The following is a 19536-nucleotide window of genomic DNA, read 5'->3' on the forward strand; positions in this document are numbered from 1 at the left end:
CAAATCGGGATCCGGCGAAAAACCCTGTAGGAAAGCGACCGCCGCCGTGCACAGCGGCAACGCCAATAGAACTACGCACATACGCCAGCAAGCACACCCGTAGGATCATCCCCGGAAGGACGATAATTCAGCCGCACAGCAAGCTCGACAGCAGCGGCACAAATCGTCTCGACGAGTTGCGACTTCTCATCATCGGCACCGATATCCGACCGTGGCACGGTCGCTGCCACCGCCGCGACGATCGCACCGGAATGATCGCGCACCGGCGCGGTGACGACCGATATCCCGCGCTCGAACGACGCTTCGCTCAAGCCATAACCGAGCGTCGCGCATTCCTGCACGCGTTCGAAAAGTTCGTCGACGGTCGCGGGCGTGCGCTCCGTGTATTTCTCCAGTTGCGCTTCGGGATAGAGCGCCTTCAGTGCCGCGAGCGACAGATCGCCCATCAGCACATGTCCATGGACGGTCGCGTGAGCGGGCAGCCGCGTGCCGACATGCACCTTCACCGAACTGAACAGCGGCTCATGACTTTGCGCTTTCGCGACGAACACGACATCGCGCTGATCGCGGATCAGCAGGTGCGTGGAAAGACCCGTCGCATCGCGCAGTCGTTCGAGAACCGGCGTGCCGAGATCGGTCAGTTCGAGCGAGTTCACGTATTCGAAGCCGAGCCGAAGCACGGCGACGCCCAGCCGGAAATTGCGGTCGCCGTTCACGCGTTCGAGAAAGCCGAGCGATTCGAGCGTTTGCAGCAGACGAAAAGTCGTCGTGCGTGGAATGCCGATGCGCCGCGACAACTCGGGCGCGCCGAGCACCGGCTCGCGCGCGGAGAACTCCGCAAGAATACGCAAGCCGCGTTCGAGGCCCGGCACGAGATAGCTGGAGCCGCCGCCGGACGGGGCGTCATCGTCCGTCGTGTCCGGAGTTTCCGCCTGAGTGTCTTCCTGTTTGCTTCGTCGGGCCATGTTCGGCTGTGATTGTCGTCGTGTAATGGCAAATCATAGCGCGAGACGTTCGGCCGCCCGCCACAAGCACGCACGTAACGGTTACTCTCCCTGACGATAGCCGACGAACACGTCGCGCGCGAAGCCATGCGCCGATTTCCTCAGGAGAATTCGCCATGTTCGATACGACCGATGTGCTGATCGCCGGCGCGGGGCCCGTCGGCCTGCTGCTCGCCGCCGAACTGCGCCGCGATGGCGTGAAGGCACGTGTGATCGATGCCCACGACGAGCGTGTCTTCTTCGTGAAAGCGCTCGGCGTCACGGCGCGCACGCTGGAGATTTTCGAGGATCTGGGCATCGCGCGCGACGCGATCGATGCCGGCGTGTGGCTCACGGGCGCGGACACGTTTCAGGACGGCGCGAGCGCGTTCGGCGCGGACGTGCCGCGCGCCGGACTGCCTTATGGCGCGCTGTCGCTCGCGCAGTTCGAGACCGAGCGCATTCTGGAAGCGGCGCTCGCGCGCAACGGCGGGCATGTCGAATACGGCGCAACGCTCGTCGATTTCACCGAATCAGCCGATGCCATCGACGTGCGCATACAGGACGCGTGCGGCAAGGATCGCACCATTCGATGCCGCTGGCTCGTCGGTTGCGACGGCGCGCGCAGCACGGTGCGCCGGCAAGCGAACATCGCCTACGAAGGCGATCAGTATCCGCAGACCTTCATGCTCGCCGATCTCGACGTCGACTGGAATTTGCCGCGCGGGCGCATGTATCGCTTCAACGTGTCGGGCGAGGGCGGCGCGGGATCGACCACGCTCGCCGCGCTGCCGGTGCGCGGCTCCGCGCGCCGCTATCGCCTCTCGATGGTGCTGCTTGCCGACGATGCCGCCCGGCACACGCTGAACTCCACGCCCGATTTCGCCGAGATCGAACGCATCATGCTGCCGATTCTGCCGCCAGGCACGCGGCTTTCGTCGATGCGCTGGTCGTCGGTGTATCGCGTGAGTCATCGGATCGCGCGGAACTATGCGCGCGGGCGCGTGTTTCTCGCGGGCGATGCCGCGCATATCCATCCGCCCGTGGGCGGGCAGGGCATGAATACCGGCTTGCAGGATGCGCACAATCTCGCGTGGAAGCTCACGCTCGCGGCGCGCGGCGTCGCGAGCGAGGCGCTGCTCGACAGTTACGAAGCGGAGCGGCGGCCGGTCGGACTCGATGTCGTCGAATCGACGAGCCGCGCGCTGAACACGGTTCTCGCGCACGGCGAGATCAAACCCGCGATGCGCGAGACGCAATTGCTCGTCGGTTATCGCGGCGGCAGTCCGATCGTCGCGGACGAATGCGCCGGCATGGACGCGCAATGGCCCGCGCCCGGCGATCGCGCGCCGCAGGCCGGCGCTCTCGTGGAGGCTTTCATCGGCCATGCGCAGCGCTTGCACGATCATCTCGGGCGCGGACGTCATACGCTCGTTTGCTATGTCGACAACGCCGCCGACAGCGCGTGCATCGCCACGTTCGACGCCGCCGTCGATGCGTGGCGCACGGCGCTCGGCGCGGCGGCGAACGCGGTGTCGATCGTGTCGCCGAAAGTTGCGAACGCGGCGTCGTTCGAGCCTGCGCGGGAAGCGTATCGAACGTTGAGCGACAACGCGGGCGAGTTCGCCGATGCATTCGGCGCGCAGCACGGCATGGCATGGGTGGTGCGCCCGGATGGGCATATCGGCTATCGAAGCGCGTCATGTTCACCGGATGCGCTGATCGCATGGCTCGATCGCGCGCTGGGCCGCAATGTCGGGCTCAAGTTGCAATCGAAATAAACGTGCGTCGCCCGCATTCGATTATTCGCCTGATCCCGCAAGTCTTTTCATGCTGCGCCGCTTTATCGCGTTCGAAGAGATGTCTACATTGACGGCTGTCACGGCGGTTCTGCAACGGCACAACCGGCCAGTCACGGCATTCAATCATTCTTTTCAAGGATTCGATCATGAGCAAACTCGCAGGCAAGGTGGCGGTCGTCACGGGCGCGTCGAAAGGTATCGGCGCGGCCATTGCAAAAGCACTCGCGGCGGAAGGCGCGTCGGTCGTCGTGAACTATGCGAGCAGCAAGGCGGGCGCGGATGCGGTCGTCGCGGACATCACCGCATCGAACGGAAAGGCGATCGCCGTCGGCGGCGATGTGTCGAAGGCGGCGGATGCGCAAGGCATCGTGAACGCCGCGGTCGAAACATACGGACGGCTCGATATTCTCGTGAACAACTCGGGCGTGTACGAATTCGCGGCGCTCGAAGAGATCACCGAAGAGCACTTCCATAAGCAGTTCAATATCAACGTGCTCGGCACGCTCCTGACCACGCAGGCCGCCGCGAAGCATTTCGGCGAAGGCGCGAGCATCATCAACATCAGTTCGGTCGTGACCCGCATCACGCCGGCGACGAGCGCGGTCTATAGCGGCACGAAAGGCGCCGTCGATGCGATCACGGGCGCGCTCGCACGCGAGCTCGGCGCGCGAAAGATCCGCGTGAACTCGATCAACCCGGGCGTCGTGGTGACCGAAGGCACGCACAGCGCAGGCATCATCGGCTCAGATTTCGATGCGGCCGCGCTCGCGCAAACGCCGCTCGGACGTCTCGGCCAGCCGGACGATATCGCGTCGATCGCGGTGTTCCTCGCCTCCGACGATGCACGCTGGATGACCGGCGAAAGTCTCATCGCGAGCGGCGGCATGCGCTGATGCGAAAGGCGCCGCGTCGAGCGGCGCCAAGTGTATCGACGGACGATTTGAAATTTGTATCTGGCGACGCGGTATGTCGCGCGTGAAAATGCATCGACCTCTCTACCCGGAGCTCGTCCGATGCCTCATTCGCCGCAACTGCTCGCATTTGGAATCGTCGCACTCGGCATGGCGCTTACGCCAGGGCCGAACATGGTTTATCTGATTTCGCGCTCGATCTGCCAGGGCCGCACGGCGGGGCTCATCTCGCTCGGCGGCGTGGCGCTCGGCTTCGTGGTCTACATGCTGTGCGCGGCGTTCGGCATCACTGCGCTGCTGATCGCGATCCCGTTCGCATATGACGCGCTGCGCTTCGGCGGCGCGCTCTATCTGCTGTATCTGGCGTGGCAGGCGATCAAGCCGGGCGGACGCTCGCCGTTTCAGGTGCGCGATTTGCCGGTCGACAGCCCGCGCAAGCTCTTCACGATGGGCTTCGTCACGAACCTGCTCAATCCGAAGATTGCCGTGCTGTATCTCTCGCTGCTGCCGCAGTTCATCGATCCGGCGCACGGCGGCGTGCTCGGACAATCGCTCGCGCTCGGCGTCGTGCAGATCACGTTGAGCATCACCGTCAATTCGATCGTCGCGATGACTGCCGGCTCGATCGCCGTCTTCCTCGCACGCAGACCCGCATGGCTTTTGATTCAACGCTGGCTGATGGGCACCGTGCTCGCCGGTCTCGCGGTGAGAATGGCGACCGAAGCGCGCCGCTAAATGCGCCCTGTCGCGAAGTTGGTTGGCTGCCCGCTATTTTTGACATATAAATGAGGTACAGCTAACTCAAATTCCGGAGTGCAAATGCTTATCCGCTGCGTGGCATGCAACAAGCTCATTTATTCAGATGATGCGCTCGAAGATGATACGTGTCCCGCATGCGGCTCCACGAACACCGAGCACATCGCGATGGGCTTCGTTTTCGATCAGACGGTCACGGCGCCGAATCAGCCGGGCGGGATAATGGAGCAGCGCGAAGCGCCCGAAACCATCCGCGGCAAGGCCTGATTGTCTGATCCCAACTCAACGTAGTTCGTTGGATGTGCGCTTCGATCCCCTCTCGTTGAGCGCATATTGCCCGCCTGAAAAGGCGGGCTTTTTCTTGGTCGGCCGTTCAGAGCACGTAAGTTATTGCGACATCACGACTTGCGCGATAACGCCCGACGCGACCGCGACCAGCAGATAATCCGCACCCACGCCGACCCATTGATATCCGTGCGGCGGCTGGCGCAGGCCGTGGCCGTGCCAGTCGTCGACAACGTACTGGTGATTGCGGTAATCGGACGAGAGACGCTCACCCTTGCGCCAGTCCGAATGACGCGGCTCGTTGTTCGCATGCTCCGGCGGACGCGGGCCATTGTGATCGTATCCATTGTGACCGTTCGTCTCGGGGCCATGACCCGGCTGGCCGGGACCGCCGGGACCACGATTCATGTCGTGATAACCGTCCGGGCCGTTCGGCGCGGGTTGGGCGAACACGGCACCCGTCGTCAGTCCGATGGTCGCGCAAAGCAGCGCGGCAGCAATTCGATTCTTCTTCATGTTCTTCCTCTTGAAGGGTTGCGAAAGGATGACCTCGATGCGGGGACTTTACGCAACGAACAAGAAGAATGACGTGAGCATGTGTAAGCAACGCTTACCTTTGATTACGGGCGAACGCGAATTTAATGCCGAATGTTATTGAAAGAACGATTAATTACCGACGCGGAATGCCGATTGCTATGCGTACGGCACGGCTTACCGGAGACCTCAACGTCGGATGACATCGACTTCGAACGATGCCCATGAGCATCACATTCGTCTTTCAGCGGCGAAACCGAAAAAAGCGATGACCGGCCTCATGCTGGGCGCGCTCGGCGTCGTGTTCGGCGACATCGGCACGAGCCCGATTTATGCGCTGAGGCAAGGCGTGAGCGAAGCGGGCGTCGTCGATGCATCGATCGTGATGGGCATTCTGTCGATGATCGTGTGGGCCGTCGTCATCGTCGTGATGGGCAAGTATGTGTGCTACGTGATGCGCGCGGACAACGAAGGCGAGGGTGGCATCGTCGCGTTGACGGCGCTCGCGCGTTCGGGCTACGAGCAACAAGGCCGGCATGTGCCGCATCTTCTGCTGATGGCGGGCCTCTTCGGCGCGGCCATGTTCTATGGCGATTCGATGATCACGCCCGCCGTCTCGGTGCTGTCGGCGGTCGAAGGTCTGAGTCAGGTGAGCGACAGGTTCGAACCCTTCGTCGTGCCCATCGCGGTGGCGATCCTCATCGCGCTCTTTCTGTTTCAATCGCGCGGCACGGCGGTCGTCGGCAAGTCGTTCGGGCCGGTCATGCTCGTGTGGTTCGTCTATCTCGCGGCCGTGGGCGTCTACCGGATCGTGGAGCATCCGGACGTGCTGCGCGCGTTTTCGCCCGCCTATGCATGGACTCTCGTATTCGCGCACACCGCGCTCGCCTTCACCATTCTCGGCGCCGTGATTCTCGCGTTGACGGGCGCGGAAGCGCTCTATGCCGACATCGGTCACTTCGGCCGCGCGGGAATCCGGCTCGCGTGGCTCGTCGCCGTGTTTCCGGCGATCATCATCGGTTACTTCGGGCAGGCCGCCACGATTCTGCATCAGCCGGGCGCGGCGAGGCAGCCGTTCTTCTTCGCCGCGCCTTCGTGGGCGCTGGTGCCGACCGTGCTGATCGCAATGCTCGCCACGGTGATCGCATCGCAGGCCGTCATTTCAGGGGCTTTTTCGATGACGAGCCAGGCGATCGAACTCGGCTTTCTGCCACGGCTTCGTGTGATCGAAACGTCGTCGTCGCGGCGCGGGCAAGTGTATGTGCCCGCCGTGAACGCGGTGCTGTTCATCGCGGTGATGTTCCTCGTGCTCGCGTTTCGCAGTTCGGACCGGTTGACATCGGCCTATGGCATCGCTGTCGGTCTCACGATGCTCATCACTACCGTGCAGATGGTGAGCGTCGCACGCAACATCTGGCGCTGGCCGTGGCTCGCGGTCGCCGCGCTCAGCGTGCCGCTTCTCGCAATCGATGCGCTGCTCGTCGCGGCCAACATCCACAAGATTCCGCAAGGCGGCTGGTTTCCGGTGGCGATCGGCATCGTGCTCTTCGTGCTGATGGCGACGTGGCATCGCGGGCTCGAACTCGCGCACTTGCATGCATCGCGCGCTCAGCCGCTCGCGGATTTCCTGCGCGATGTGCTGAGCGACCCCGAACCGCCCGCGCGCGTGCCGGGCACCGCCGTCTATCCGGGCAGCACGCCGGGCGCGACGCCTTCCGCGCTCACGAGCAACGTGCGCCACAATCGCGTGCTGCACGAGACGACGGTGATCTTCGCGAATCGGGCGGAATCGGCGCCGCGTGTGGATGAACATACGCGCATCGAAGTGCGCGATCTGGGCGCGGGCTGCTACGAAGTGATCTCGCGTCATGGCTTCGTCGAGCGGCCGAACTTGCCGCGCCTGCTCAAATCGCTCGATGGACAACTCGGCGACTGGCGCTTCGATGCGAAGCACACCACGTTCTTCCTGCCGCGCGACGAGGCGATGCCCGGCTGCTCGCACGGTCAGATGCCGCGCTGGCGCGAGCGTCTTTTTGGCGAGATGTCGTTCCATTCGGCATCGAGCGCGGAATATTACGGACTTCGAAGCGAAGATGTCGTCGAGCTTGGCGTTCAGGTCGTGCTATGAGAAATGTCGATCCGACGGCTCACTGCATGGCGCCGCCCGCTGGCAGCATGTCGGCTTTCGCGTTCGCGTGATTTTTAGCGGCTTCCATCGCCGCATCGGCGCTTTCGAGCGGGCGATCGCGCATCTCGGTGTAGCCGTCCGCATCGACGGTGTACGCCCAGGTGCAACGTCCCGTCGGATCCTGATCGATCGTGATCTCGACGCGATGCCCGTTGCGAACGTAAGTCTCGGTAGACATGATGTGATCTCTCATTGAACGCATGCGTTCAGGACACGCCTGCGCCGCGCGCCCGCTTGAGCGCGAGTATCGCGGCGGCGGGCACATGTACGGTGCCAAAGCCGAGCACGAACACGAGCCATGTGGGCATCGGCAATTCGAGCGTGTGTGCGCCCATCGCGCCGAATGCGAGTGAAACGGCGATCAGCACGGCATGCGCAGTGCGTCGCTTCGCCTGGCCGCGCGTGAAGCTCGGAATCTCGTGATGCGTATAGCAGACGATTACGCCCATCAGCGTGGCCGCAACGACCGCTTGCCATGGGATCACGGAGGATTCGAATCGGGCGGAACGGGATTCTTTTCCTGCGTCGACGGCAATTCGTTTTCCGATGCTTCGTGCGTGCGCTTGTCGCGTTCGTCGAGTTGACCCTGCTTCGTGTCGTCAGTGGACGTTCCCACGGGTTCGTCCATGTCGTCGGCGGTGGCGTGCGGCACAGGCTTGCCTGGCTCCATGATGGCCTCCGGAAATCGTGATGAAGCGATAACGAGCGCAGCAAATGCCGGACCCGCTCGCGGTTTATTCGAGTCCTTCGTGCTCGAACGCGAGCTTCACGGCCGGCCGCTCACGCATGCGCTGATAGAACGCCTCAAGCTCGGCGGGCATGTCGACGCTCATCTTCTTCGCCCATGTCAGCATCGTGAAGAGATACGCATCCGCGACGCTGGCCTTGTCGCCGAACAGATAATCGCCTTGCATCGACTTGGCGATCAGCGCAAAACGCTTGCCGATTTTCTCGCGTGCGGCCGTGGCCTCCGCATCGGACGACGGGCGGAACACGCGGGCGAACTGCTTGTGGATCTCGGTCGAAATGAACGCGAGCATTTCCAGAAGGCGCATCTGTCCGTCTTCGCCGGAAGGCGCGAGCGATGGCGCTTTTTGCGCGACCCACGAAAGAATCGCGATGTTCTCGGTAAGGCGCTTGCCATCGTCGAATTCGACGACGGGCACATAGCTCTTCGGATTGATATCGTCGAACGGCGTGCCGTCCTCGGTCATCTTCGTCTTGAGATCGACTTTCACGCGATCGAAGTCCAGGCCTGCTTCATGCATCGCGATGTGATCGGCGAGACTGCATGCGCCGGGTGCGAAATACAGTTTCATGATTCGCGTCTCCTTTCCGTGACGACAGTGATGGAACGCAATCAGGCGAGCAAGGCTTATGCCGCAAAAAGGTGAGCGGCTCTAAAGTTCCACCATGCTGTGCCGTTGACACGAAAGTGCCGTTTTCGCAGCGGTCGAAGGCGAAAGGTATGATACGGCCGTTTTGTCGCGATGCGCGGTCCGCCGTCGATGACGTTCGATGTCCCGGCCATCGCACGTGGCGGGCTTTTCCATGTTCCACACACCTGACACCGAAACACTACGCCTTTGCAGCGTGCTCGCGAGCACGGCGTTCGGGCTCGTCTTCGCGCTGGTGCGCTTCGGCCGCAAAGTCGAGCCGCATTTCGTGCACTGGTCGGCGAGCGCGTTGCTCTACGCGGCCGTGCTGACCGGCTTCAATCCCGCACGCGGCAATGCGCTGCTCATCGGCCTGCTGCTCGGCGCGCTCGCGGCCACCAACATGCTGATCGTTTCGGGCTTGCGCGCCTTCGACGGCAAGCCGCCGTTTCGCGCATGGATGCTCGCGCCGATCCTGGGCTGCGTGGCCGCGCATGTGCTGCCGCGATGGATCGGCGGTCATGGTCTGCTAGTGTCGATGTCGATGCACGCGGGCGACACCATCAGCGTCGCGATTTCTGCCGCGATCACCGGCGCGATCCTCTGGTCGAGCGGACGGCGCGAAAAGAGCCGCGCCCGGCGCATCGCCGGTCTCGCGATGCTGGGCTATCTGCCCGGTTACGCGGTGACGCTCGCAGCGTATGCGTGGTCGGAAGCGCGCATCAATTATCTCGCGCTGATTCCGATGCTCTCCGATCAGTTGCTATTGGGCGTGCTCAATCTCGGCCTGCTGGCGATTCCCGCCGAACGCGCGCAGCAACGCCTGCGCGATGCCGCGCTGCGCGATCCGCTGACGGGCGTGTGGAATCGCTCCGGATTCGACACGTATGCGAAGCGTCTCGCCGCGCCGGGCGCGACCGTGCTCGCCATCGACCTCGATCATTTCAAGCAGATCAACGACCGGCACGGTCATCTCGCGGGCGATAACGTGTTGATCGAACTCGCACGGCTCGCGGGCACGGAAGTCGCGTCGCTGGGCGGCGAGTTCGGGCGGCTCGGCGGCGACGAGTTCGTCGCGATCGTTCCGGCTTCGCGCGCATCGGATGCGCAGGCCTGCGCGAATCAGATTCACGCTGCGTGCCGCAAATACACCGAAGGCATGCCGGAGTGGACGACGAGCATCGGCGTATCGCAGATCGGCGCGAACGATTCGAGCTTTCACGAAGCGCTGCAACGCGCGGACGTTGCGCTGTATCGTGCGAAGCTGGCGGGCCGCAACACGTTGACGGTCTGATCAAGTAGAGTCTTCGGTGTCGATACCACCCGGAGACGCGGATGAAGGGCAAACGCATCGCAACGGCGTTGCTATTGCTGCTGGCGTGGTCCGTTTGCGTGCAGGCGCAGGATCGGCCGCTCTCCGACGAACAATTGCTCGGCGTGATTTTCGTCGCGAATCAGGCGGAGATCGCCGCGGCCAATCTGGCCTTGCGCAAGACGCGCTCGAATAGCTTGCAGGTCTTCGCGAAGCGGATCGTGTCGGAACATGCGCAAGTCAATCAGGAGATCGCCACGCTGACGCAGCGATACGGCACGCAGCCGCTACGCAGCGCGACGAGCGACGCATTGACGAAGCAAAGCAGCGACGACATCGCCGATCTCGACGAAACCGGCACGTACGATTTCGACGAAGCGTATCTGGATCGCGAAGTCGCTTTTCTGCAGAAGCTCGTGAATACCGTCGATGGCTATATCCGGACGGCGCGCAGCGCGGAAGTGCGGACCTTGCTGATACGCTCGCGTCCGTCGTTCATATTTCATCTCGATCAGGCTCAACGGCTGCAAATCACGATAGGCAGTCCGGGCCTCATCCATTGACGGCGTTACGCCACGGAGACACGCATGAATCCATCGGAACGAATCGACGCGTTGATCGCCGGCATCACCGACTGGCGCGGCGAGACATTCGCCAACATGCGCGAGATCATCCTCGCGGCGGATGGCGGGATCGTCGAAGAGTGGAAGTACATGGGCAGCCCGGTGTGGTATCGCGACGGCATGATCGCCGTGGCGAACGCGCATAAGGGAAAAGTGAAGCTCACGTTTGCCAACGGTGCGAGCCTTCCCGATCCCGAGCAGCTCTTCAACGCGGGGCTCGAAGGTAATGCGCGGCGCGCGATCGATTTCTTCGAAGGCGACAAGATCAATGCGCGTGCGCTGAAAAGTCTCGTGCGCGCGGCGATCGAGTTCAATCAGGCGAAGTCGAAGAAAAAGGCGTCTGGTTAGGCCACGCGCGTCCATGCGCCGACGAAGGCCGGCGGCTGCATGATGCCGTCGAGCGCGACGATTTCATCGCGCAGACGCGAGGCCAGCGTATCGATGCCGATCTCATCCGCGCTTGCGACACCGAAGCGCTCGGCAAGCGGCAACAGCGTGCGCAAGACCTCGGCCATGTATTGATACGCGAACGAGTCGGGGCCGCCTTCGAAGCGCGCGGAAAGCAGCATCTTCGGGCCGGGCAAGCCGGCGCTGCGAAACGTCGAATACAGTTTCGATCCCATATCGGTCTCGACGCCCGCCCGTCGAAACGTCTCCCTGATCCAGTGCAGGCCCTGCGTGCATAACGGCGACTCGGGCACGGAGCGCGCGGTGCTCATGTCCATCTCGTGAAAGACGAAGAGCGTGCCCGCGCCCGCGCGTTCGGCGAGGCGGCGCAAGGTCGCGACGGGATCGGGCAGATGCAGCAGGATCAGACGGCCAACGATGGCATCGACGGGTTCCGCGGCTTCGAAATCCGCCACGCTCGCGACCTCGAAGCGCACGTTGGCGAGGCCCGCGTGCCGCGTGCGTTCGCGCGCCTTGTCGATCACGCCGGGCGCCTGATCGATGCCGAGCACCGACCCATTCGGCCCCACGAACGATGCAGCCAGAAACGAAACATCGCCCGCGCCGCAGCCCAGATCGAGCACGCGCATGCCGGACGCGAGCCCCGCGCGGCGCAGGATTTCTTCAGTCAGATCGCCGATGAAGCGGGCCTGATTTTCGAGGCGCTGCACTTCCGGATCGGAATGGCCGAGCACGTACGCGCCGGCGGAAGAGCGGGAAGAATTCATGGGCGTGACCTCGCATGTGCGTGCCGGATGTTCGCGGCAACGGCCTCGCTTTCATCGTAGTGGCTGCGCGACGAAAGCGACTTCCCGCCCCAAATTTTTCAGATGACTTTCAGCGGATTGTGTCGTTTCCGGACCAAAACGCTCGAATTGTTTCTTTACAAATATAAAACATCCGGCGACAATTGCGCCCGCAAATAATAACGATTCGCATTCACGCACGCAACGAGATCCCAGAGAAATGAGCATGAAATCAGGTACGACGAGTCCGGTCGCGATGCGGCCTCTGAAACTGGCTGCGCTGCTGCTGTTCGCGGCGGCACCGCTCGCTTACGCGCAGTCGACGGGCTCCGCGCCATCTGCCGCTTCCGAGCCGAACGAAAGCACGCTGCCTGCGGTGAAAGTGACGGCGCAAAACGTCGACGAACCGTATGGTCCGACGAAAGGCTACGTCGCGAAGGAATCGACGGCGATGAAAGGCAGCACGTCGTTGCTCGAAACGCCGCAGTCCGTATCCGTCGTCACGCGCCAGCAGATGGATCAGCAGAACGCGCAGACGCTCAACGCGGCCGTGCGCTATGTCTCGGGCGTGACGCCCGAAACGCGCGGCGGCATCGCGACGCGCTACGACATGCTGAAGGTGCGCGGCTTCGACGCCGACAAGTACTGGAACGGCCTCAAGCTGCTCGATAACGCGTGGTATGCGGTGCCGCAGGTCGACCCGTACATGATGGAGCGCATCGAAGTGCTCAAGGGCCCGGTGTCGGTGCTCTACGGTCAGGCGGCGGCGGGCGGCCTGCTCAATCAGGAAAGCAAGATGCCGACGGTCGTGCCGCTGCATGAAGTGGGCATCGAGTTCGGAAACTATGCGCACAAGCAGGCCAAGTTCGATTTCTCCGGACCGATCGCGGGCGATGACCGCTATCTGTATCGCATCACCGGCATCGCGCGTTCGGAAGACGGACAGGTGCAATCGACGTACAACAAGCGCATTGCGATCGCGCCGTCGTTCACGTGGCGTCCGGACAACAAGACTTCGCTCACGTTGTACGGCTTGTATCAGCATGATCCGCGCAGCACGTCGTACGGCAGCGTGCCGCCGCAGGGCACGGTGCTCTTCAACCCGAACGGCAAGCTGCCGAGCGACTTCTACGACGGCGATCACAATTTCGAGAGCTTCAACCGCGTGGAGGAAGCGATCGGCTACAAGTTCGACCGCAAGCTCAGCAACGCATGGACGTTCCGCTCCAATGGCCGCTTGCTGCATCTCGCGCAGGACTACAAGAGCGTCTATGCGAGCGCGCTCGAAGACGACTTGCGCACGCTGGATCGCGGCACGGCGGCGTCGAAGGACAATCTGAACACGGTCTCGCTCGACAACCAGATCGAAGGCAATTTCTCGACCGGTCAGATCGACCATACGGTACTGTTCGGCTTCGACTATCAGCACTATGCGAGCAACTTCGACGCGGGCTTCGGCACCGCGCCGACGCTCGACATGTTCGCGCCGGACTACAACCAGGCGATCACGCCGCCGGACCGCTATCACCAGGTCCTGAGCGGCACGCAGTACGGTGTTTATGCGCAAGATCAGGCGCGTTGGGGCAACGTGATCCTCACGCTCGGCGGACGCGAAGACTGGGCGAGCAGCGATTCGAACAACACGACTTTCGGCGTCGTGTCGCATCAGTTCGATCGCGCGTTCACATTCCGCGGCGGTCTGACGTATGTATTCGACAGCGGCATCGCGCCGTATTTCAGCTATACCGAATCGTTCACGCCGCAAGCAGGCGTCGATATCAACGGCAGTCAATTTTCGCCCGAACGCGGACGTCAGTACGAGGTCGGCGTGAAGTTCCAGCCGAAGGGCTACAACGCGTTCTTTTCGGCCGCGCTGTTCGATCTGACGCGCAAGAACCTGCTGACGGTCAATGCGGATAACCCGGCGTTCCAGTCGGCGGTCGGCGAGGCGAGATCGCTCGGCGTCGAACTCGAAGCGAAGGCGAGCCTCACGGATTCGCTGAACGTCACGGCGAGCTATACGTATCTCAACACGAAATACACGCAGGACAACAGCGGACTCGAAGGCAAGTTCCTGCCCGCGATTCCGCAGAATCAGGCTTCGTTGTGGGGCTATTACACGATCAATCGCGGACCGCTCGCCGGTCTCTCGATGGGCGCGGGTGGACGCTACACCGGCACGACGTACAGCAGCGACAACACCTTCAAGGTGTCGAGCTTCTTCCTCGTCGATGCCACGTTGCGCTATGACCTCGGCCGCGCCGCGGCGCAGTTGAAGGGCGCGGAGCTTTATGTGAACGCGCAGAACCTCTTCAACAAGGAATATGTCGCATCGTGCTATTACGGAAGCTGGTGCGCGTTCGGCTACGGGCGTCAGGTGTTCGCGGGCATGAACTATCACTGGTAAGCACGTCTCGCCGCACGGGCCTTTCAACGGCGCGTGGCGGGCAGCATCGCGTTCGGATGGTCAGCGGTCGGCGGCGTAGAACTGAACCTGAATCAGCCGATAAGCCTCCGCTCCCGCATCCACCCGAGCACGATGCCCGCGATGTCATCGCTGTTGTCATCGGCCATCAGCGCGTGACTGTTTCCGTTGATGCCGCGCGCGGGCAGATCGATCCATTCCGTATCGACGCCGGCTGCGGCGAGCGCATCGTGCCAGCGCCGTACTTTCGGCACGGACTCGATCCAGAACGGATGCCGGTCCAGATAGTCTCCCCAAAGGAACAAGTGAGGAACGCCGCGCAATAGCTGTGGATCGCATTGCGCGGGATCGGGCGCGCCTGAAGGTTCGAGCGAGATGACCGCCTTCACGCGCTCCGGCGCATGCAGCGCGGCGCGCAGTCCGAAGTTGCCGCCCTGACTGTGCGTGAGCACGATGCTGCCCGGAACACGTTCGATCAGCGCGTCGTAGGCGTGTTGTGTGAGCGAGTCGTTCGTCGACCAGCGCGGCACGAACTGATTCATGAAGGCTTCCATCTTCGATACATCGAAGCGCATGCCCGCGTGAGGCCGGCGCGATCGCGGATCGGCGTGCCATGAACCGGCCGGGCCAAAGCGGAACGTTTCTTCCCACGCCTCGCGCGCGGTGCGGAAATAAGGCGCTTCCGGATACACATCGGGATACGGCGCCCACGATGCGCGGCCACGTTCGACGGCATCGGACACATACACATCGAAGCCTGCGCGCAGGAAATACATCTGCCAGCCGGGACGTCCATCGGGCGTCGTTTCCCAGTTCACGCCACTCATGCCGCCGCCATGCCATAGCAAAAGCGGATGCGGACCACACGCCGATGCGAGCCTCACATATTGCACATACATCTGACCGACGATCACCTCGCCATTGGGATCGACCGGATGAACGGCGCCGGCCGCCGTGCTCACGCGCGAGCGCGGACTCATGCCCGAGAGCGTGATCATCTTTCCGCCGACGTGAAAGCTGCCGATGTCGCTCACCTGAATCGCGTTGGTTGCGTCGTTCGTGTTCATGTTGTCGCTCTCAAAGAGGGATGGTCCGATTCGGCACGCGTCACGAAAAGCAATATCACAAGAAAGGTCATGAAAAAGCGAAACGCGCTCTCCGTGCCGAGATGAGCATGACGGCACGCCGCAACTAACCGTCCTCCGGATCGCGACACTTTTTAGCTTCGCCATGATCCGTCAGGAGGAAGGTCGATCGCGGAATCGTATAATCGCTGCCTCAAAAGATTGCGTGCCCGCGCAGGCACGCCCGCCAGCTTCGAACGACACTGGTTTATTAACATTCGGAACGCCTGTTCGAAGCAGGTCGAAGCACGAAAGGAATACCTCGCGTGGAAAGTCTCTTTCATTCCGTGAATGCATTGTTTGCCTTCATTGCACCCGTCTCGGATTTTTTGTGGGATTTCCCCACCAATTTGAAGGCCTATTCGCAAATTCCCGTGCTCGGGCAGTTTTCGTTCGCGATTCTTTTGCTCGTCGGCGTGGGTATCCACTTCACGATTCGCACGCGCTTCATCCAGACGATGAACGTCGGCAAGATCGTGCGCATCATGTTGCGCAGACAGTCGTCGAAAACCGGCGTGAGTGCGCTCGCGTCGTTCATGCTCGGGCTTGCGATGCGCGCGGGGCCGGGCAATATCGTCGGCATTACAGGCGCGATTTCCGTCGGCGGACCGGGCGCATTGTTCTGGATGTGGGTCGCCGCGTTCTTCGGCATGGCCACTGCTTTCATGGAATCGACGCTCGCGCAGCTCTTCAAGGAGAGAAAGCACGACGAGTTCGTCGGCGGCCTGCCGTTCTATGGGCGGCGCATTCTCGGCGACAAACGCATCGTCGGAACGTTTCTCTCGCTCGTGTTCATCGTCTATGCGCTTTTCAACGTGCCGCCGCAAACCTTCAACGTGTTCACCGCAATCGGCACCATCGCCGATACCGTGACGGGTACGCATCTCGCACGCCAGTCTTCGGTGTATTACGTCATCGCGGTCGTGCTGATCGCGGCGTGTTCGTTCATCATCATGGGCGGCATTCGCCGCGTGACCGCTTATACCGATGTGCTCGTGCCCATCAAGGCGACGCTGTTCTGCCTGATGTCCTTCGTCATCATCCTCATCAATTTGCCGCTGATTCCGTACTTCTTTCATGAGGTGATCGTCGGAGCATTCGCGCCGCATGCGATTTTCGGCGGGGCGATCGGCACCGCGCTCGCGCAGGGCGTCAAGCGCGGGCTGATGTCGAACGAAGCGGGGCAGGGCACCATCACGATGGCCGCCGCGATCGCCGACAACGATCACCCCTGCGAACAGGGCTTCGTGCAAAGTCTCGGCGTGTTCTTCGACACCATGGTCATCTGCACGATGACCGGCTTCATCGTCGTGATGGCGCACGTGTGGACCGGCGCCGTCGACGGGCAAGCGTGGGAATCGGTGAGAGCATCGAAGATCACGGTCTATCTCGCGTCGGTCGAAACGCTCGTGCCCGTCGCCGTCGCGCACGTCGTCAAGATCGTGATGTGCGTGTGCTATGGACTCTTCGCGTTCACGACGCTGCTCGGCATGATCTCGTTCGCGGAGATATCGGCGAACTTCATCTCGCGCAGTCGTGGCTTTATTACCGGCATTCGCGTCGTCGGCTCGCTCGTGTTCGTGCCGTTCGGTGCGCTCACGGTGCTTGCCGGCCTCGAGTTGCCGAACCTCTGGGCGCTGTCCGATCTGATGAACATCGTGATGGTGCTACTCAATGTGCCGATTCTGCTGATCGGGCAACGCCTCGTGTACAAGGCGCTGGCGAACTATCGGTCGACACGCGGCGCGCCGTTCGTCTCCGCAGACATCGGCGTGCGGACCGCTTACTGGTCGGCGGCGCGCGAGACCGTCACGAAGAAGGAAGCGGTTCGCGAGCCCGTCGAAAGTTAAGCGTCGAAGAACTCGACCGCGCCCGTGCCGATGTTGTACATCGCGCCGGCGATCCTGATCGCGTGCTGGCTTTCCAGTTCGTTCAGCACGGCGCTGTCGCGACGAATGTCCGCGAGCGTCAGCTCGACATTCTTGCGCGCGACCTTATCGACGAACGGATAGTTGGTGGCCGTGCGTTCGCCGTCGTACTGCGTGGCATCGACAGCGGGCTTGATGCGCGCGAGCAGTCCCGTGAGATTGCCGAGTTCGACGTTGGCAATCGCGCCTTTGATCGCGCCGCACGACGTGTGTCCCATCACGAGCACGACCTTCGCGCCCATCACCTTCGTTGCGAATTCCATGCTGCCGAGGATGTCGGCGTTCTCGATATTGCCCGCGATACGGCAATTGAAGATATCCCCGATGCCGAGGTCCATGATGACCTCCGCAGGCGCGCGCGAATCGATGCAACTGAGCAGCACAGCCGCCGGATACTGGCCTTTCGCGCTGGCCTTCTGTTCGTTCAGGTAATTGCGCGGCTTTCGTTCGCCTTTTCGAAAGCGCTCGTTGCCGCGCTTCATCGCTGCGATGATCTGCTCGGGCGTCATGGCGTCGCGCTGCGCTTGGGTCAGCGAATCGGCGTAGGCGGGTGTCGTGAGCAGCGACGGCGCCGCAAGTCCGGCGATAGTTGCAGATGCAACTTTCAGAAATCCCCGGCGGCACGCGATGCATTCCAGCGGATGCTTCAGTTCTTCGCGCATGACCTTGCTCCCTCATGACAAAAGGATTGGGCCTTACTGACGCTCTACTTTTCTTGCCAGCAGAAGTGTTGGACGAAAATGCGTCGAATGCAATGCGCGCTTGTTCTGATGACAACGTCACGTCGATGACGTAACGACGTGCCGCGCGATATCGAGAAAGTTGGCGGTTTTGGCGGCTGTCGCGTCGATGCGCGAAGCCAATGCCAGACGAATGGTGATCGCGCTGCCGAGGGCGTCGGTGTAGGCGACGCCATCGACCTGAATCTGGCACACCGACGCCGGCACCAGCGACACACCGAATTCCGCCGCGACCAGATTCACGACTGACGAAAGCTGCGGCGCCTGCTGCCCGGCAATCGGCTCGAATCCCGCTTCGCGGCACGCGCCGATGATGACGTCGTGCAGCGTCGGGCTCGCCTCGCGCGGCAGCATCACGAAGGGATCGTCCGCCAGCGCCGCGAGGGGCACCTTGCGCTTCTTTGCGAGCTTGTGCGTGGCGGGCAGCACGATTTTCATCGGCTCGATTGCGATGTGATTGATCTGCACGCCCGCCGGCGACTGGCTGCCGAGCCGAACGAACGCGACATCGACACGGCCAGCATCGAGATGAGCCAGCAGTTGCGCCGTGTTGCCTTCGGTGAGCGTGAGCGTGACGTTCGGATAAGCCTGCCGATACGAGCGGATGAGCTTCGACACGACCGGATTGAACGCCGCCGACCCGGTGAAGCCGATATTGAACTGCCCGGTCTCGCCGCGCCCCGCGCTCTGCGCCTTTTCGATGGCGAGGCGCGCGTCGTTCATGAGACGCTTGGCATCGATGGCGAACGCCTCGCCGGCTTCGGTCAGCACGACACCGTGGCCGGTGCGCCGGAAAAGCCGCACGCCGAGTTCGTCCTCCAGCGCGTGAATTTGCTGGCTGAGCGGCGGCTGGCCGATGCCGAGCCGTTCCGCCGCGCGCGTCACGTTGCGTTCTTCGGCAACGGCCAGGAAGTATCGGATATGGCGCAGTTCCATGCGATATCTGTCAAAGCTATTTCAGAAAGACGAGATAGATATTGGACAGTATATCAATCGCGCGACAAAATACCGCTATCGCGCAGTGCGCGGGCTAAAAACTTATCCCCAACAACATCGCCGGGCGCTTTTCGAGGCGGATCAGGCTGGACGAGTCGCGCCCGTGTCGTGCATCGACGGCGCGCGAATCGTCAATCAGATTGGGAAGGGGTCTAACGTGGCTGAAGCATTGAAAAAACCAAGGCCTGAATACCGGAACATCGGAATCGGCCAACTCGCGAAGTATCGCTTGCCGTTGGCAGGGAAGGTCTCCATTCTGCATCGTGTGAGCGGCCTGCTGCTCTTCGTGTGTCTGCCGTTCATCCTGTACCTGCTCGATCAGAGCCTTACGTCGGAGATCTCGTTCGACGCGTTCAAGGG

Annotated in this window: 21 protein-coding genes; 11 read left to right on the forward strand and 10 right to left on the reverse strand. The window is 62.2% G+C overall.

Going from position 1 to position 19536, the window contains the following annotated elements; all coding sequences use genetic code 11:
• Positions 1-71: 71 nt before the first annotated feature.
• The gene (locus NOV72_RS20055) at positions 72-965 is read right to left on the reverse strand and encodes an IclR family transcriptional regulator (RefSeq protein ID WP_106856324.1); all 894 of its coding nucleotides are present in this window, start codon (positions 963-965) and stop codon (positions 72-74) included.
• Positions 966-1120: 155 nt separating this feature from the next.
• Here NOV72_RS20055 and NOV72_RS20060 point away from each other — a divergent pair, with 155 nt between their 5' ends.
• The 4 genes from NOV72_RS20060 to NOV72_RS20075 all read left to right on the forward strand — a co-directional run bounded on the left by NOV72_RS20060 (position 1121) and on the right by NOV72_RS20075 (position 4719).
• Positions 1121-2764 carry an FAD-dependent monooxygenase gene (locus tag NOV72_RS20060; RefSeq protein ID WP_106856325.1) on the forward strand — a complete coding sequence of 548 codons (1644 nt, stop codon included), beginning with the start codon at positions 1121-1123 and terminating at the stop codon, positions 2762-2764.
• A 167-nt stretch (positions 2765-2931) separates the two neighbouring features.
• Positions 2932-3678: a glucose 1-dehydrogenase gene (locus NOV72_RS20065; protein ID WP_106856326.1), complete on the forward strand. Its 747-nt coding sequence runs from the start codon at positions 2932-2934 to the stop codon at positions 3676-3678.
• A 120-nt stretch (positions 3679-3798) separates the two neighbouring features.
• Complete coding sequence (locus NOV72_RS20070) at positions 3799-4431, forward strand: LysE family translocator (protein WP_106856327.1); 633 nt, start codon at positions 3799-3801, stop codon at positions 4429-4431.
• A gap of 84 nt (positions 4432-4515) precedes the next feature.
• Positions 4516-4719, forward strand: a complete 204-nt coding sequence (locus tag NOV72_RS20075; protein ID WP_106856328.1) for a hypothetical protein — start codon at positions 4516-4518, stop codon at positions 4717-4719.
• 120 nt (positions 4720-4839) lie between these two features.
• Here NOV72_RS20075 and NOV72_RS20080 read toward each other — a convergent pair whose 3' ends face one another.
• On the reverse strand, positions 4840-5253 hold the full coding sequence (locus NOV72_RS20080) for an RcnB family protein (RefSeq protein ID WP_106856329.1): 414 nt from the start codon (positions 5251-5253) through the stop codon (positions 4840-4842).
• A 286-nt stretch (positions 5254-5539) separates the two neighbouring features.
• Here NOV72_RS20080 and NOV72_RS20085 point away from each other — a divergent pair, with 286 nt between their 5' ends.
• Positions 5540-7399: a potassium transporter Kup gene (locus NOV72_RS20085; protein WP_245933100.1), complete on the forward strand. Its 1860-nt coding sequence runs from the start codon at positions 5540-5542 to the stop codon at positions 7397-7399.
• A gap of 19 nt (positions 7400-7418) precedes the next feature.
• Here NOV72_RS20085 and NOV72_RS20090 read toward each other — a convergent pair whose 3' ends face one another.
• The 4 genes from NOV72_RS20090 to NOV72_RS20105 all read right to left on the reverse strand — a co-directional run bounded on the left by NOV72_RS20090 (position 7419) and on the right by NOV72_RS20105 (position 8778).
• Positions 7419-7637 (reverse strand): hypothetical protein, encoded by a 219-nt coding sequence (locus tag NOV72_RS20090; protein ID WP_106856331.1) that lies wholly within the window; start codon positions 7635-7637, stop codon positions 7419-7421.
• Between the two features lie 28 nt (positions 7638-7665).
• The gene (locus tag NOV72_RS20095; protein ID WP_106856332.1) at positions 7666-7944 is read right to left on the reverse strand and encodes a hypothetical protein; all 279 of its coding nucleotides are present in this window, start codon (positions 7942-7944) and stop codon (positions 7666-7668) included.
• A complete protein-coding gene (locus NOV72_RS20100) occupies positions 7941-8129 on the reverse strand; it encodes a hypothetical protein (protein ID WP_106856333.1) in 189 nt (62 codons plus the stop codon). The genes NOV72_RS20095 and NOV72_RS20100 overlap by 4 nt, the downstream gene beginning before the upstream one ends.
• A 64-nt stretch (positions 8130-8193) precedes the next feature.
• Positions 8194-8778, reverse strand: coding sequence for a glutathione binding-like protein (locus NOV72_RS20105; protein ID WP_106856334.1), 585 nt, complete (start codon positions 8776-8778; stop codon positions 8194-8196).
• A 232-nt stretch (positions 8779-9010) separates the two neighbouring features.
• Between NOV72_RS20105 and NOV72_RS20110 the strand changes: the two genes are divergently transcribed.
• The 3 genes from NOV72_RS20110 to NOV72_RS20120 are packed head-to-tail and all read left to right on the forward strand — an operon-like array spanning position 9011 to position 11118.
• Positions 9011-10129 (forward strand): GGDEF domain-containing protein, encoded by a 1119-nt coding sequence (locus tag NOV72_RS20110; protein WP_181291121.1) that lies wholly within the window; start codon positions 9011-9013, stop codon positions 10127-10129.
• A 41-nt stretch (positions 10130-10170) separates the two neighbouring features.
• Entirely contained in the window at positions 10171-10710 is a 540-nt protein-coding gene (locus NOV72_RS20115) for a DUF4142 domain-containing protein (RefSeq protein WP_106856336.1), read from the forward strand.
• A gap of 24 nt (positions 10711-10734) precedes the next feature.
• Entirely contained in the window at positions 10735-11118 is a 384-nt protein-coding gene (locus tag NOV72_RS20120; protein ID WP_106856337.1) for a DUF1801 domain-containing protein, read from the forward strand.
• On the opposite strand, the gene NOV72_RS20125 is transcribed toward NOV72_RS20120, so the two are convergent.
• Positions 11115-11945 carry a class I SAM-dependent methyltransferase gene (locus tag NOV72_RS20125; RefSeq protein WP_106856338.1) on the reverse strand — a complete coding sequence of 277 codons (831 nt, stop codon included), beginning with the start codon at positions 11943-11945 and terminating at the stop codon, positions 11115-11117. The genes NOV72_RS20120 and NOV72_RS20125 overlap by 4 nt on opposite strands.
• Before the next feature lie 244 nt (positions 11946-12189).
• Here NOV72_RS20125 and NOV72_RS20130 point away from each other — a divergent pair, with 244 nt between their 5' ends.
• Positions 12190-14370, forward strand: a complete 2181-nt coding sequence (locus NOV72_RS20130; protein WP_245933101.1) for a TonB-dependent siderophore receptor — start codon at positions 12190-12192, stop codon at positions 14368-14370.
• Positions 14371-14462: 92 nt separating this feature from the next.
• Here the strand turns inward: NOV72_RS20130 and NOV72_RS20135 are convergent, their stop codons facing one another.
• Complete coding sequence (locus NOV72_RS20135; RefSeq protein WP_106856340.1) at positions 14463-15455, reverse strand: alpha/beta hydrolase; 993 nt, start codon at positions 15453-15455, stop codon at positions 14463-14465.
• 323 nt (positions 15456-15778) lie between these two features.
• Here NOV72_RS20135 and NOV72_RS20140 point away from each other — a divergent pair, with 323 nt between their 5' ends.
• Complete coding sequence (locus tag NOV72_RS20140; protein ID WP_106856341.1) at positions 15779-17362, forward strand: alanine/glycine:cation symporter family protein; 1584 nt, start codon at positions 15779-15781, stop codon at positions 17360-17362.
• On the opposite strand, the gene NOV72_RS20145 is transcribed toward NOV72_RS20140, so the two are convergent.
• Together NOV72_RS20145 and NOV72_RS20150 are read right to left on the reverse strand one after the other, a co-directional pair.
• Entirely contained in the window at positions 17359-18102 is a 744-nt protein-coding gene (locus tag NOV72_RS20145) for a carbonic anhydrase family protein (protein ID WP_106856342.1), read from the reverse strand. The two genes, NOV72_RS20140 and NOV72_RS20145, sit on opposite strands and share 4 nt — an antisense overlap.
• Before the next feature lie 117 nt (positions 18103-18219).
• A complete protein-coding gene (locus NOV72_RS20150) occupies positions 18220-19116 on the reverse strand; it encodes a LysR family transcriptional regulator (protein WP_106856343.1) in 897 nt (298 codons plus the stop codon).
• A 217-nt stretch (positions 19117-19333) separates the two neighbouring features.
• Between NOV72_RS20150 and NOV72_RS20155 the strand changes: the two genes are divergently transcribed.
• The coding region (locus NOV72_RS20155) for a succinate dehydrogenase, cytochrome b556 subunit (protein WP_425428741.1) at positions 19334-19536 on the forward strand (203 nt) is incomplete at its 3' end.

Origin of the sequence: Caballeronia novacaledonica (assembly GCF_900258035.1) — a bacterium.
Classification (GTDB): domain Bacteria; phylum Pseudomonadota; class Gammaproteobacteria; order Burkholderiales; family Burkholderiaceae; genus Caballeronia; species Caballeronia novacaledonica.